We start from the raw sequence: 14,628 nt of genomic DNA on the forward strand, positions 1-14,628 counted from the left end.
TCATGGAGTGGTGAAACCGTGAGCTCCGGCGTGTTTCACCACAGCGTGACGCACCAGCTCAGGACGCTGATGGTCGCCAAGGCGCCGAGCACGCGGGCGAACCACGGGTGGTCCTTGAACAGGAGCAGGACGACCAGCACGAAAAGAGGCGCCAGCGAGATCGAGTACCGGGAGACGATCGGGTGGTCGATGCCGACGTTCACGGCGTTCGACAACCGCAGGAGCGGCGGATACAGCAAGAAGCCGAGCAGGGCCGACACGCTGAGCAGACGCAGCGGGGATGTGGCCCGATTAGTCGCGTGACCTTCGGAGGTCGATTCGTCCGCGGGAGCACTGTCGGCCGGCGCGGGACGGTTGCCGGAGGTGCGGACGAGGACGGTGCCGACGGCTCCGGCGGCGCCGGCCAGGAGCCCACCCAGAACAGCGACCGTGACGGGGAGGGGAAGGGAGACGCCGGCGTTGCGGGCATACGCCCGGGGGAGACTGAGCGAGGCCGGGATGAGCTCGCTGTCGTCGGACCACGGGTCATGGAGGCTGAAGACCTCCCCCCAGACGCCGAGCAGCACCTTCGACCAGTCGGCGAGAACGTACCCGGCATAGATCTCGTCGTTGGTCATCGTGGCCCGTGAGCTGGTCCAGAGGCCGAACGCGACGATGGGGACGACGAGGATCGCGGCCAGGACGCCGGCCTGCCACCACCTCGGGATCCAGCCACCTGTGAACTCGTAGCCTCGCCGCCGCGCCACCAGTCCGATCAGGCAGGCAATCAGGAACACGCCTCCGGGCAACGACGACGTCACTGCCACGCCTGCCGCGAACGCTGTCGCGGCAGCCAGCCACCAGAAGCCGCGACCTGTCGTCATCCACCGGATCCCGGCCCCTGCGACGAGCGCCCCGCACAGCGGTGCCATCGACATCGGGTTCACCATGGTCGCGAAGACGAGAATGCCTCCTGCGGCGACGGGGGTGAGTGCTGCCGCCAGCAGGCTGCTGCCCCGCAATCCGACCAGCCAGGCCATCGCCGCGCAGGCCACGACTCCCAGCAGGGTGACCACGGCCGCGTACTGCCGGTAGGAGTCGATCTCGTACCGCGGCGAACCGAGGACGCGGTCGTGGACCTGGCGGAACAGTTCTCCGCCGAGGAAGTACGTGGGGTAGTGGATGTAGCCGGTCGTGTAGGAGCCAGACGGGATCAGGTTGGGGCGGGATTGCTTCGAGTGGCAGCGCGCCGTCCAGTCGACGTACGCGTGACCGGTGTAGCAGGTCCAGGTGTCGACGGTCTCCTGGTTGATCTTGTCCCCGCGGAACGGGTAGTTGCCGTGGTGCACCTTGAAGGCGGTGTCGGCGTGCACGGTCTCGTCGATGGCGGAGAAGGGCTTGCCCTCGCCGGCGACCCGGTAGGTGACGATCCCCAGCAGCGCGACCGTGCCGACGAGAATCGCGAGGCTCGACCACGTCCCGAGCCGGGAGGCGATGGAAGACGCTCGATGACCCGAGTGGTGGGACCTCATGGAACCGGGATCCTAGTGCGGGGATACGAGTGCGCCTGGCTCCAGGGTGGTGCCCTAGCCTGTCGACGTGCCGCGGAATCAGCCCGAACAACAGGCCCCGCCTGTCCAGAAGATCCGCATCCGGTACGCCAAGCGCGGCCGGCTGCGGTTCACCAGCCACCGGGACGTGAGTCGAGCGATCGAACGGGCCGTCGTGCGGGCCGGCATCCCGATGGCGTACTCCTCCGGCTTCCACCCGCACCCGCGGATCTCGTACGCCGGCGCCTCGCCGACCGGTGCGGCCAGCGAGTCGGAGTACGTCGAGCTCGGGCTCGCCGAGACCCGGGACCCGGCGGCGGTGGGGGAGGCGCTCGACGCCGTCCTGCCCGACGGGCTCGACGTCGTGGTGGCCGTCGACGCGGCCACGACGGCTGCGGGATCGCTGGCTGACCTGCTGACCGCCAGCCACTGGCTGATCGACCTCGGAGGGACCGAGCCCGACCGGGCCAGGGCCGCGGTCGAGGCGTTCCTGGCGACGGAGTCGGTCACCGTGGAGCGGATGACCAAGAAGGGGCTGCGCTCGTTCGACTGCCGCGCGGCCGTGGTGCGGCTGCTGGTGACGCCCGAGGGCGACCTTGACCTGCTGCTCGAGCACACCGTGCCCGCCGTACGCCCGGACGACGTGCTCACCGGGCTGCGCGAGGTCAGCGGTCTCGACGTGGCCGCGACGGGGTTGCTCACCCGGGTCGCGCAGGGCGTCCTCGAGCGGTCCACCGAGTCGATCGGCGACCCGCTCGCGACCCGCTGACGGGCCAGGGATGCCGGCCGTGTGATGGCCGTGTGCGATACTCGCCACAGATTTCCACCCGCGCGCGTCCCACAGGACAGCGTGCGGAGAGATCGACGACGTTCTCGCCGGACGGCAGGTGACTGACCGCCCGGCACGGTGGAGACGGACCACCGCCCGACGCGACGCACACGGCGACCGCGGCAGGCGAGCGGCCCCGTCTCCGGCGACGCATGACCGCGGAGGGTGTCGTCCCACGCAGGCTTGTGGCGCCGCCCTGGGCGAGCGCCGACGACACACCCCGGGCGCCGAGCGCCCGGGTGGAGGAGTAGCGCAATGACCGACGCGCCCACCGACACCCCGACCGAGGCTCCCGCCGACAAGGTGGAGAAGGCAGAGAAGCCGGAGAAGGCCGCGAAGCCGGCCAAGAAGGCGGCGGCCAAGAAGACCGCGGCGAAGAAGGCCACCACCGCCAAGAAGACCGCCGCCAAGAAGACGGCTGCGAAGAAGACGACGGCCAAGAAGACCGCCGCGAAGAAGACCACCGCGGCGAAGAAGACCACCGCGAGCCGGGCCAAGGCCAAGGCCGCGCCCGCGCCCACCTCCGAGCAGCTCGAGCTCGCCGCCGAGGTCGAGGAGGCCGCCCAGGCGCCCGTGGACCTCGAGGCCGCCGAGGCCGCGCCCGCGACCGCCGTTCTCTTCCAGGCGCCCGTCGCGCCGGTCGGGGAGCCTGCCGTCGAGGAGCCTGCCGCCGAGGACGAGCCGCTCGAGGAGCCGGCCGCTGACGAGCCGGCCGCTGAGGAGCCGGCCGTGGAGACCGAGGCTGCCGCCGACGAGGAGCCGGCTGCCGAGGAGTCCGCGGCCGAGGCGTCCGCGGACGAGCCGGCCGGGGACGAGCCGGCCGGGGACGAGTCGGCCGACGAGGACGAGGGCGAGGAGGGCGACGAGTCCGGCAACGGAACCGGTGCCGCTCGCCGGCGCCGTCGTCGCGGTGGCCGTCGCCGCCGCAAGCCGTCCGCGAACGCCGAGGGCGAGGACACCGAGTCCGCCGAGGGCGAGGACGCGGAGGGTGCCGATTCGGGCACCGCCAAGGACAAGGACGCCGAGAGCGCCGAGGGCGAGGACGCTGCCGCCGAGGGCGAGGAGTCCGAGGAGGGCGAGGGCGCCACGTCCGGCGGCTCCTCCTCGTCGCGCCGGCGTCGCCGGCGTCGCCGGGCCGGCGAGGGGGGCGGCGACAACGAGGGCGACGACCCCGAGAACACCGTGACCCGGGTCCGCAAGCCGCGTTCGTCGGAGGACGAGATCACCTCGATCTCCGGCTCCACCCGTCTCGAGGCCAAGAAGCAGCGCCGCCGCGAGGGCCGCGAGGCCGGCCGCCGCCGTGCACCGATCGTCAGCGAGGCCGAGTTCCTGGCCCGGCGCGAGTCCGTCGAGCGCGTGATGGCCGTGCGCCAGCGCAAGGACCTCACCCAGATCGCGGTGCTCGAGGACAAGGTCCTCGTCGAGCACTACGTCGCCCGCGAGTCGCAGACCTCGCTGATCGGCAACGTCTACCTCGGCCGCGTCCAGAACGTGCTGCCCTCCATGGAGGCGGCGTTCATCGACATCGGCAAGGGCCGCAACGCCGTGCTGTACGCCGGCGAGGTCAACTGGAGCGCGCTGGGCCACAAGGACGGCGAGCCCCGCAAGATCGAGTCGGTCCTGCAGTCGGGCCAGACGGTGCTGGTCCAGGTCACCAAGGACCCGATCGGCCACAAGGGTGCCCGGCTCACCAGCCAGGTCAGCCTCGCCGGCCGCTTCCTGGTCTACGTCCCGGACGGCACCACCTCCGGCATCTCCCGCAAGCTGCCCGACACCGAGCGCTCGCGCCTGAAGACGCTGCTCAAGGAGATCGTCCCCGACACCGCCGGCGTCATCGTGCGCACCGCGGCCGAGGGCGCCTCGGAGGAGGAGCTGACCCGCGACGTCGAGCGTCTCAAGGCACGCTGGGAGGACATCGAGGGCAAGGTCGCCAAGGGCAACGCCCCGCAGCTGCTGTACGGCGAGCCGGACCTGACCCTCAAGGTCGTCCGCGACCTGTTCACCGAGGACTTCGCCAAGCTCGTCGTCCAGGGTGACGACGCCTGGGCCACCGTCAAGGAGTACGTCGACCAGGTCGCCCCCGACCTCGCCGAGCGTCTCGAGCGCCACGAGTCCGGTGACGGCGTCCCGGACCTGTTCTCCACGTACCGCATCGACGAGCAGATCGCGAAGGGCCTGGACCGCAAGGTCTGGCTGCCGTCGGGCGGCTCGCTGATCATCGACCGCACCGAGGCGATGACCGTCGTCGACGTCAACACCGGCAAGTTCACCGGCTCGGGTGGCAACCTCGAGGAGACGGTCACCAAGAACAACCTCGAGGCCGCCGAGGAGATCGTGCGCCAGCTCCGGCTGCGCGACATCGGCGGCATCATCGTCGTCGACTTCATCGACATGGTGCTCGAGTCGAACCGCGACCTCGTGCTGCGTCGCCTGGTCGAGTGCCTGGGTCGCGACCGCACCCGTCACCAGGTCGCCGAGGTCACCTCGCTCGGCCTGGTGCAGATGACCCGCAAGCGGATCGGCACCGGCCTGCTCGAGGCGTTCAGCGAGACCTGCACGCACTGCCAGGGCCGCGGCATCGTCGTCCACGACCTGCCGGTCGAGCCGAAGCGTGGGGGAGGCGAGCAGGACGAGTCCCGCCGCCCGAGCCGGCGCCGCAAGGGCAAGGGCGGCAACCAGGCCGACAACCAGGCGGAGACGCCCGCCGAGGCGCCGAAGGCGGTGCCGTCACCGAAGGACATCGCCGCGATGGCCAAGCCGGCCGACCACGAGCACGAGAACCCGGAGGTCGAGGCCCCCGAGGTCGAGGCTCCCGAGGTCGAGGCTCCCGAGGTCGAGCAGCCGGTCGTCGAGGCGGCGCACGTCGAGAAGGCATCCGTCGAGGTCCAGGAAGCCGAGCCGGAGCCGGAGCCGGAGCCCGAGCCGGAGCCGGAGCCGGAGCCCGAGCCGGCCCCCGTCGCCACCACGACCGTGGTGACCCGGACCCGCCGTCGCGCGGCCACGCGTCCCGCGGGCCCGCCGGCCGAGGTCGCAGAGCCCGCTGCCCAGGCGGCTCCCGAGGCGACCCCGGAGAGCACGGACGAGCCGACGGCGGACGCCTCGCACGAGGACTCCCACGAGGAGCCGCACGTCGAGCACGTCCCGATCAAGCGCAAGGGTGGCTCGCGCAAGCGCTAGTCATCACCACGCAGCCGGGCCGGAGGCCCCGTTTTGGCGGAATCCGGCCCGGCTGCGTAACATTGTTCGTCGGTGCGCCGCCGAGGCGTGCCGTTCTGCTGGCACCCGGCATCTTGCGACGTAGTCGCGGCGTGGGATCCGCAGTGTGCCGTAGACAACAGACGTTGAACCAGAAGGAGCCCGGTGGTGTACGCGATCGTGCGCGCAGGCGCGAAGCAGGAGAAGGTCGCTGTCGGCGACGTCATCGAGATCGACAAGGTCTCCACGCCCGTCGGCGACACCCTGACCCTGCCGGTCGTGCTCGCCGTTGACGGCGACAAGGTGACGGCCACCGGCCTCGACAAGGCGGCCGTGACGGTCGAGGTCCTCGGTGCCGCCAAGGGCCCGAAGATCGTCATCCAGAAGTACAAGAACAAGACCGGCTACAAGAAGCGCCAGGGTCACCGCCAGAAGTACACCCAGGTCAAGGTCACCGACATCAAGCTCTGACCTCCGGTCAGCACGACACCCCAAGGACTGAAACATGGCACACAAGAAGGGCGCGGCGTCCACCAAGAACGGCCGCGACTCCAACGCCCAGCGCCTCGGCGTGAAGCGCTTCGGCGGCCAGCTCGTCAACGCCGGCGAGATCATCGTTCGCCAGCGCGGCACCCACTTCCACCCGGGCTCCGGCGTCGGCCGTGGCGGCGACGACACGCTGTTCGCGCTGATCCCCGGCTCGGTGGAGTTCGGCAAGAAGCGCGGCCGCAAGGTCGTCAACATCGTCCCGGGTGAGTGAGCAACGCTCACTCCGACCTGAGGCTTCGAAGGGCGTCCCGGTTCGGGGCGCCCTTCGCCCATTTCTACTGAAAGACTGAATCCATGGCCGTCCCCACCTTCGTCGACCGCGTGGTCCTGTCCGTGTCCGCCGGTCGCGGCGGCAACGGCGTCGCGTCCGTGCACCGCGAGAAGTTCAAGCCGCTCGGCGGCCCCGACGGTGGCAACGGCGGTCCGGGGGGCTCGGTCATCCTGCGCGTCGACCCCGACGTCACGACGCTGCTCGACTACCACCACAGCCCGCGGCGCAAGGCCGAGCACGGCGGCCACGGTGCCGGTGACCGGCGCAACGGCTCGCACGGCGCTGACCTGGTGCTCGCCGTCCCCGCGGGGACGGTCGTCAAGCACCGCAACGGCGAGGTCGTCGCCGACCTGGTGACGCCCGGCGCCGAGCTCGTCGTCGCCCAGGGCGGGCGCGGCGGCCTCGGCAACGCCGCGCTGGCCTCCAAGACCCGCAAGGCCCCCGGCTTCGCGCTGCTCGGCGAGCCCGGCGACGAGCTGGAGGTCGTGCTCGAGCTCAAGGTCGTCGCCGACGTCGGCCTGGTCGGCTACCCCAGTGCCGGCAAGTCCAGCCTGATCGCCGCGATCTCGCGCGCGCGTCCCAAGATCGCCGACTACCCGTTCACCACCCTGGTCCCCAACCTCGGCGTCGTCACCGCGGGCGAGACGGTCTTCACCGTCGCCGACGTGCCCGGCCTGATCGAGGGCGCGGCCGAGGGACGCGGCCTCGGCCACGACTTCCTGCGCCACATCGAGCGCTGCGCCGCGATCGTGCACGTCCTCGACACGGCCACCCTCGAGCCGGGGCGCAACCCGCTCGACGACCTCGACGTGATCGAGGACGAGCTGCGCCGGTACGGCGGCCTCGACGACCGGCCGCGCCTGGTCGCGCTCAACAAGGTCGACGTGCCCGACGGCCGCGGCATCGCCGAGCTCGTCGTGGAGGAGCTGCGCGAGCGCGGCCTGCGGGTCTTCGAGATCTCCGCGGTGTCCGGCGAGGGCACCCGCGAGCTGGTCTACGCGATGGCCGAGATCGTGCTCGAGGCCCGCCGGGCCAAGGCCACCGAGATCCCGGCGCGGATCGTCGTACGTCCCAAGGCGGTCGACGACGACGGCTTCACCGTCAAGCGGACCGGCGCCGGCTGGCGGGTCCGCGGTGCGAAGCCGGAGCGCTGGGTGCGCCAGACCGACTTCAGCAACGACGAGGCCGTCGGCTACCTCGCCGACCGGCTCAACCGCCTCGGCGTCGAGACCAAGCTCCTCGAGATGGGTGCCGAGGAGGGCGACGCCGTCCTCATCGGGCCCACCGAGAACGCGGTGGTCTTCGACTTCAAGCCCGGCATCGACGCCGGGGCCGAGAACCTGTCGCGCCGCGGCGAGGACGACCGGTTCCACGAGGAGCGACCCGCTGCTGCCCGTCGTCGCGAGATCCAGGAGCAGATGGGCGAGCGGGCCGAGAACGAGACCCGTGCCGACGTCGCGCGCCGCATCGACCAGCCCGACGTCTACGGTCCGAGCTCCTTCGAGATCGGCTCCGCGGACGACCCGGACACGAAGCCGGTGACCGGCTTCGAGGACGACTGGCTGGAGGACGACCCCGGTGAGTGAGCGCGCCCTCGTGACGCAGGCGCGCCGGGTCGTGGTCAAGGTCGGCTCCTCGTCGCTGACCACGGCGTCCGGCGGCATCGACCCGGAGCGGATGAGTGCGCTGGTCGACGTCCTCGCGGCCGCTCGTGCGCGGGGCGCCGAGGTGGTCCTGGTGTCCTCCGGCGCGATCGCGGCGGGACTCGCGCCGCTCGGCCTCAAGAAGCGGCCGCGCGGCCTCGCAGCCCAGCAGGCCGCGGCCAGCGTCGGCCAGGGCCTGCTGGTGCACCGCTACACCGAGGAGCTCGCTCGCCACGGCCTGATCGCCGGGCAGGTGCTGCTCACGCTCGACGACGTCACCCGGCGCTCCCACTACCGCAACGCGCACCAGACGTTCGCGCAGCTGCTCGAGCTCGGCGTGATCCCGATCGTCAACGAGAACGACACCGTGGCGACCACCGAGATCCGGTTCGGCGACAACGACCGCCTCGCGGCCCTCGTCGCCCACCTGGTCCACGCCGACCTGCTGGTGCTGCTCTCCGACGTCGACGGCCTGTACGACGGCCCGCCGTCACGCCCCGGCGCCCAGTTGATCCCCGACGTGCGCACGGACGCCGACCTCGCCGACGTGGTGGTCGGCTCGGTCGGCGCGGCCGGCGTCGGCACCGGTGGCATGGTGACCAAGGTCGACGCCGCCGCGATCGCCACCGGCTCCGGCATCCCCGTCGTCCTCACCTCGGCCGACCGCGCCGGCGAGGCGCTGGCGGGCAAGCCGGTCGGGACCCTGTTCCACCCCACCGGCAAGCGCCGCCCCACGCGGCTGCTGTGGCTGCGCCACGCCACCGAGGCCAAGGGCGCCCTCGTCCTCGACGCGGGCGCCGTCCGCGCCGTCGTCGAGCGCCGGGCCTCGCTGCTCGCGGCCGGCGTGACCGGTGTCCAGGGCGACTTCAGCGCCGGCGACCCGGTCGACCTGCTCGACCCCGACAGCACCGTCGTGGCCCGCGGCCTGGTCAACTTCGACGCCTCCGAGGTGCCGAACCTGCTGGGCCGCTCGTCGAAGGAGCTCAAGCGCGACCTGGGGGCGGCCTACGAGCGCGAGGTCATCCACCGCGACGACCTCGTCATCCTCTGAGTCACCCGCTGAGTCACCCGCTGAGGATCCGCCGCACCACCGCGTCGGGCACCAGCGCCGAGAGCCGGTGCACGGCGGGGGGCGCGTCGACGACCCGGCTGGCCGCGCGGGAGGCCCGGACCAACCGCTCGGTGGGACGACGCCGCTGCTGCTCGAACGACGTGAACGCGGCAGCCGGCGTCCCCGGTACGGCGAGCAGCGACGCCAGCAGGGCCGCGTCGACCAGCGCCTGGCCACCGCCCTGCCCCAGGTGGGGTCGCATCGGGTGCGCGGCGTCGCCCATGACCACGACCGGGCCGTCGGCCCAGCGCCGCAGCCGTTCCCGGTCGAGCACGTCGTTGCGGCTGACACTCGCCGGGTCCGTGGCGGCCAGCACCCTCGCGACCGGGTCCGGCCAGCCGTCGAACGCCCGGCTGAGGTGGGCGAGCTCGTCGGGCGCCCCACCTCCCTCGGGCTCGCGGACCGTCGCGAACCAGTAGGCCAGGCCGTCGCCGAGCGGCACCACACCGAGCTCCTGCCGCTCGCCCCACAGCTGCACGGGCGCCAGCCCGGGCGCGGTGGTCAGGCCGCGCCACGCCGGGAAGCCGGCGTACCTCTCGGCCAGGCCGGGCTGCAGGGCCCGCGCGACCCGTGAGCGGAAGCCGTCGGCGCCGACCAGTGCCGCCGCGTCGAGCGGCCCGCCGGCCGTCTCCACCCGCACGCCGGCACCGGTCCGCCGGTAGCCCGTGACCGCGCACCCGAAGGTGAGGCTGCCGGGGGAGACCGCCGCGTGCAGGAGCTCGACCAGCAGTCCGCGGCGCACGGCGAGCAGGGGCAGGTCGAGCGAGCGGATCGTCCGTCCGCCGCGGGTGCGGACCGAGCCGGGCCCGACCGGGTGCCCGGCCGCACGGACGGCGGCGCCGACGCCGATCCGGTCGAGTGCGTCGAGCGCCGCCGGCCACAGCGAGATCGCGCCGCCGGTGCTGCCGAGGGCGGGCCGCTCGTCGAGGAGCCGGTAGCGCCAGGGTGCACCCGCGTGGCTGAGGCCCGCAGCGAGCGCGAGGCCGGCGATCCCGGCCCCGGCGATCACCAGCTCGGGCTCCTCGGGCACGTGGCCACGGTAGCGACGTGTGGCGGTTGGTCGCCGCTCCCGGGCGCGCCGTAACCTTGGAGGCGCCATGAACGACTCCCGGACGGTCTACCTCGACCACGCCGCGACGACGCCGATGACCGACGTCGCGGTGGAGGCGATGACCGCCCACCTGCGCGAGGTCGGCAACGCCAGCTCGCTGCACGCCTCGGGTCGTCGTGCCCGTCGCGTGGTCGAGGAGTCGCGCGAGACCGTCGCGCAGGCGCTGGGCTGCCGCCCGGGCGAGGTGGTCTTCACCTCCGGCGGCACCGAGGCCGACAACCTGGCGGTCAAGGGGTTGTACTGGTCGCGCCGCGACGCCGACCCGCGCCGCACCCGGATCCTCGCGACCGCGGTCGAGCACCACGCCGTGCTCGACGCGCTGGCCTGGCTCGAGGAGCACGAGGGTGCCGTGGTCGAGCTGCTCCCCGTCGACCCCGACGGCCGGCTCCGGATCGACGCGCTGCGGGTGGCGGTGGAGCGGGAGCCGGAGTCGGTCGCGCTGGTCACCGTGATGTGGGCCAACAACGAGGTCGGCACCCTCCAGCCGGTCGGCGAGGTCGTCGCGGTCGCCCACCCCCACGGCATCCCCGTCCACACCGACGCGGTCCAGGCCGTCGGTGCCGTCCCCGTCGACTTCGCCGCCTCGGGCGTCGACGCCTTGTCCCTGTCGGGGCACAAGGTCGGCGGACCGCAGGGCGTCGGCGCGCTGGTCGTACGCCGCGAGGTCGAGCTGGCCGCCCTGGTCCACGGCGGCGGCCAGGAGCGCGACGTGCGCAGCGGCACCCTCGACGTGCCCGCCATCGCCGGCTTCGCGGCCGCGGTCGAGCTCGCGGTCAAGCAGCAGAGCGAGCACGCCGCCCGGCTCACCGGCCTGCGCGACGACCTCGTCGACGCCGTACGACGGGCCGTGCCGGACGCCGTCCTCAACGGCGACCCGGTCGACCGGCTGCCCGGCAACGCCCACCTGAGCTTCCCGGGCTGCGAGGGCGACTCGCTGCTGATGCTGCTCGACGCCCGCGGCATCGAGTGCTCGACCGGCTCGGCCTGCTCGGCCGGCGTGCCGCAGCCCTCGCACGTCCTGCTCGCGATGGGTCGCAGCAGCGACGGTGCCCGCAGCTCGCTGCGGTTCAGCCTCGGCCACACCAGCAGCGCCGCCGACGTCGAGGCGGTCGCCGGCGCGATCGGCGCCGTCGTCGAGCGCGCCCGCGCGGCCCGCGCCTGATACGGGACCACGAGGATGAAGGTCGTCGCCGCCATGTCCGGGGGAGTGGACTCCGCCGTCGCCGCCGCCCGTGCCGCCGAGGCCGGGCACGAGGTGACCGGCATCCACCTCGCGCTCTCGCGCAACCCGAAGTCGTACCGCACCGGCGCCCGCGGCTGCTGCACGATCGAGGACGCCAACGACGCCCGCCGCGCCGCCGACGTGATCGGCATCCCGTTCTACGTCTGGGACCTCTCCGACCGCTTCCACACCGACGTGGTCGAGGACTTCATGGACACCTACGCTGCCGGCCAGACGCCCAACCCGTGCCTGCGGTGCAACGAGAGGATCAAGTTCGCCGCCGTCCTCGACAAGGCGCTGGCCCTGGGCTTCGACGCGGTCGCCACGGGCCACTACGCGAGCGTGCGTACGGCGGCCGGTGGCGAGATCGAGCTGCACCGGGCCGTCGACGGCGCCAAGGACCAGTCCTACGTCCTCGGCGTGCTCGACGAGCAGCAGCTGCGGCACTCGCTGTTCCCGTTGGGCGACACCCCGAAGCCGCAGGTCCGGGCCGAGGCCGCCGCCCGGGGGCTGCTGGTCGCGGACAAGCCCGACAGCCACGACATCTGCTTCGTCGCCGACGGCGACAACACCGGCTGGCTGCGCGAGAAGCTGGGCGACCGGGCGCCCAACCAGGGCGGCGCGATCGTCGACGACGCGACCGGGGCGGTGCTCGGCGAGCACACCGGGACCTACGGGTTCACGATCGGCCAGCGCAAGGGGCTGCGTCTCGGGCACCCGGCGCCCGACGGCCGGCCGCGCTACGTCCTCGACATCGAGCCGGTCTCCGGCACGGTCACGGTCGGACCGCGCGAGCGGCTCGCCGTCGACCGGGTCGAGGGCGACCGGGTCCGCTGGTGCGGCCGCCCGCTCGAGGCCGGCACCGTCCTCGCGGGAGACAGCGTGACCGTCCAGCTGCGCGCCCACGGTGCCGAGCACCGCGCGGTCGTCCACGTCGGCGACGACACCCTGCGCGTCGACCTGGTCGAGCACGCCGAGGGCATCGCGCCCGGCCAGGCCGTGGTCGTCTACGACGGCACCCGGGTCGTCGGGTCCGCCACCATCACGGCCACCCGGCGGGTGTCGGCGTGAGCGTCGGCGTGAGGGGCACCGGCGTCGGCTCCTTCCCGGGCGAGGGCCAGCGCGACTACGACGAGGCGCTGTCCGTCGTGCTCGGTGAGCTGGCGGCCGACGAGCACGGGCTGGCGTTCGTGCCGGAGGTGCCCGGGCGTGGTGCGGGTGCCGCGATGACGGGACGCACCCTCGGCCTGGTCACCGAGCTCGACGCCGACCTGCAGCCCGAGGGCTGGCGGCTCACCGGCACCTCCGGTGCCTCGCCCGCCGACCAGCGCCGCGCCCGCAGCCTGCTCGCGCAGGACCTCGACGCCCTCGAGGAGCAGGCCTCCGCTCACACGGGGCCGTTCAAGGTCCAGGTCACCGGTCCGTGGACCCTCGCCGCCACCGTCGAGCGCCCCCGGGGCGACAAGCTGCTCGCCGACCACGGCGCCCGCCGCGACCTCGCGCAGGCACTCGCGCTCGCCGTGAGCGACCACCTGGCCGACGTACGCCGCCGGCTGCCGGACGCCTCCGAGCTGGTCCTCCAGCTCGACGAGCCTGCGCTGTCGGCGGTGCTGGCGGCCGGCGTGCCGACGGCGTCGGGGTTCGGCAAGCACCGCATGGTCCACCCGCCGGAGGCCAGCGAGGCACTCGAGTGGGTGCTCGCCGCGGCCGAGGCTGCGGGGGCGACGCCGTGGGTGCACTGCTGTGCGCCGGACGTGCCGATCGGACTGCTCCGCGGGGCCGGCGCCCGGGGCGTGATGGTCGACCTCGACCTGCTCGACGCCGGCGGCCACGACGCGGCCGCCGAGGCGCTGGAGGCGGGCGACACGATCGTGCTCGGCGTGGTCCCGACGACCGGCCCGCTGCCGGGGGACAAGGTGCTCGTCGAGCGGGTGCTGCGCTGGCTCGACATGCTCGGCCTGGATCCCGAGGAGGTCGGCGCCGGGCTGGCCGTCTCGCCCACCTGCGGCCTCGCTGCCAGCACCCCAGCCGGCGCCCGCCGCGCCCTGGAGTTGGCCCGGAACGTGGCGAGGTCCGTGTCAGGCTGACCGGGTGAACACTCGGGTCTACCTGCTCAAGAACCTGGCCGCAGGCCTGGTCGTGCTGGCCGTGGTGGCCGGGATCGTGGCCCTCGGGCGCTGGATCAGCGGTCCCGACGAGCCCGACGACACCCCGGTGCCGGCGACCAAGAAGGCGATCGCCGCCGTGGCGGTCGAGGTGCTGGACCTGCACCCGACGTCGTTCAACGTGAACCCGTACTACGACGTCCCGGACCCGCTCGGCGTCGAGATCCGGTTCCGTCCGCCGGGTGACGGGGGCGACTCGCACTACCTGCACGTCGGGGTCGGTCCGGCGCGCGACTCCGACGCCGGCTGCGGCGACTCCTACGACTGCGCCGACTGGGACGGCCACGGCGGTCACTTCCACCTCGCCTGGCAGGAGGAGCAGCCCGAGGAGGACCCCGGCATCCTCACCCTGACCTTCCGCACCGCCGCGGGCGAGGAGCGCAGCGTCACGTATGCCGGCACCCTCATCGAGGGCGACCCACGCGACCAGGAGCTGCCGCTGAGCGTCGAGGGCGACCTGGTGCGTCTGCTGACCGACGAACGGTTCTCCGCGACCACCACGCGGGCGATGGTCGACGCCGACCTGGCGAAGTGGCCCAAGCACGACACCCTCGGCGACCCGGTCGCGACCACCCCCGAGGTCGTCGCCCAGTGGATGGTCGAGGAGGGTGTGCGGGACGTTCCGGACCGGCGCCCCGTCGACACGTCGGCGTACGGCGACGGCGCCGTCGGTGTCGAGCTGGTCGCCCGCGACCACACCACGAGCGTGGTGCTGGTGCCGAAGGACAGCCCGGCGGTGCCGACCTGCGGCGCGGACTGGCACTGCGTGAGCAAGCGGGGCGTCGTGCGCGGTTGGCAGCCGGGGGTGGCGATCGCGATCCGGCAGACGGCCGACGCGGTCGCGCTGGTGACGGTCCGGGCCCCGGGTGTGGACGGGCCGATCGGCCGGCGGAGCGCCGACGGGCGCGTGGGGTCGGACTACCTCGCGCTGGCCGACGGGTTCGCCGCGTTCACGCTGACGACGACGAAGGAGTTCGCGGGCGACGTCCCCGCGTCCTGAGCA

At 73.2% G+C, this 14,628-nt stretch carries 12 protein-coding genes; 10 read left to right on the forward strand and 2 right to left on the reverse strand.

Annotated elements, in window-relative coordinates; genetic code table 11:
* Positions 1–35 precede the first annotated feature (35 nt).
* Positions 36–1,511, reverse strand: a complete 1,476-nt coding sequence (locus BJ958_RS00475) for a hypothetical protein (RefSeq protein ID WP_179724565.1) — start codon at positions 1,509–1,511, stop codon at positions 36–38.
* A gap of 67 nt (positions 1,512–1,578) precedes the next feature.
* Here BJ958_RS00475 and BJ958_RS00480 point away from each other — a divergent pair, with 67 nt between their 5' ends.
* From BJ958_RS00480 to proB, 6 genes are all read left to right on the forward strand, one after another.
* A complete protein-coding gene (locus tag BJ958_RS00480) occupies positions 1,579–2,298 on the forward strand; it encodes a TIGR03936 family radical SAM-associated protein (protein ID WP_179724566.1) in 720 nt (239 codons plus the stop codon).
* Positions 2,299–2,613: 315 nt separating this feature from the next.
* On the forward strand, positions 2,614–5,535 hold the full coding sequence (locus BJ958_RS00485; protein ID WP_179724569.1) for an Rne/Rng family ribonuclease: 2,922 nt from the start codon (positions 2,614–2,616) through the stop codon (positions 5,533–5,535).
* A gap of 186 nt (positions 5,536–5,721) precedes the next feature.
* Entirely contained in the window at positions 5,722–6,024 is a 303-nt protein-coding gene (gene rplU / locus BJ958_RS00490; RefSeq protein WP_179724571.1) for a 50S ribosomal protein L21, read from the forward strand.
* 34 nt (positions 6,025–6,058) lie between these two features.
* Positions 6,059–6,313 carry a 50S ribosomal protein L27 gene (gene rpmA / locus BJ958_RS00495; RefSeq protein ID WP_179724573.1) on the forward strand — a complete coding sequence of 85 codons (255 nt, stop codon included), beginning with the start codon at positions 6,059–6,061 and terminating at the stop codon, positions 6,311–6,313.
* A gap of 83 nt (positions 6,314–6,396) precedes the next feature.
* Entirely contained in the window at positions 6,397–7,959 is a 1,563-nt protein-coding gene (gene obgE, locus BJ958_RS00500; RefSeq protein ID WP_179724574.1) for a GTPase ObgE, read from the forward strand.
* Complete coding sequence (gene proB / locus BJ958_RS00505) at positions 7,952–9,067, forward strand: glutamate 5-kinase (RefSeq protein WP_179724576.1); 1,116 nt, start codon at positions 7,952–7,954, stop codon at positions 9,065–9,067. Before obgE ends, proB begins: the two co-directional genes overlap by 8 nt.
* A 13-nt stretch (positions 9,068–9,080) precedes the next feature.
* Here proB and BJ958_RS00510 read toward each other — a convergent pair whose 3' ends face one another.
* Entirely contained in the window at positions 9,081–10,157 is a 1,077-nt protein-coding gene (locus BJ958_RS00510; RefSeq protein ID WP_179724578.1) for an FAD-dependent monooxygenase, read from the reverse strand.
* 67 nt (positions 10,158–10,224) lie between these two features.
* Here BJ958_RS00510 and BJ958_RS00515 point away from each other — a divergent pair, with 67 nt between their 5' ends.
* Genes BJ958_RS00515 through BJ958_RS00530 form a run of 4 tightly spaced genes read left to right on the forward strand, consistent with a single transcriptional unit; the run spans position 10,225 to position 14,625 of the window.
* Positions 10,225–11,400, forward strand: coding sequence for a cysteine desulfurase family protein (locus BJ958_RS00515; RefSeq protein ID WP_179724580.1), 1,176 nt, complete (start codon positions 10,225–10,227; stop codon positions 11,398–11,400).
* Between the two features lie 15 nt (positions 11,401–11,415).
* Positions 11,416–12,531, forward strand: coding sequence for a tRNA 2-thiouridine(34) synthase MnmA (mnmA, locus tag BJ958_RS00520; RefSeq protein ID WP_179724582.1), 1,116 nt, complete (start codon positions 11,416–11,418; stop codon positions 12,529–12,531).
* Complete coding sequence (locus tag BJ958_RS00525; protein ID WP_343052514.1) at positions 12,528–13,547, forward strand: uroporphyrinogen decarboxylase/cobalamine-independent methonine synthase family protein; 1,020 nt, start codon at positions 12,528–12,530, stop codon at positions 13,545–13,547. Before mnmA ends, BJ958_RS00525 begins: the two co-directional genes overlap by 4 nt.
* A gap of 4 nt (positions 13,548–13,551) precedes the next feature.
* Positions 13,552–14,625 (forward strand): hypothetical protein, encoded by a 1,074-nt coding sequence (locus BJ958_RS00530; RefSeq protein WP_179724584.1) that lies wholly within the window; start codon positions 13,552–13,554, stop codon positions 14,623–14,625.
* The last annotated feature ends 3 nt before the right edge of the window (positions 14,626–14,628 follow it).

Origin of the sequence: Nocardioides kongjuensis (assembly GCF_013409625.1) — a bacterium.
In the GTDB taxonomy this organism is placed as follows: domain Bacteria; phylum Actinomycetota; class Actinomycetes; order Propionibacteriales; family Nocardioidaceae; genus Nocardioides; species Nocardioides kongjuensis.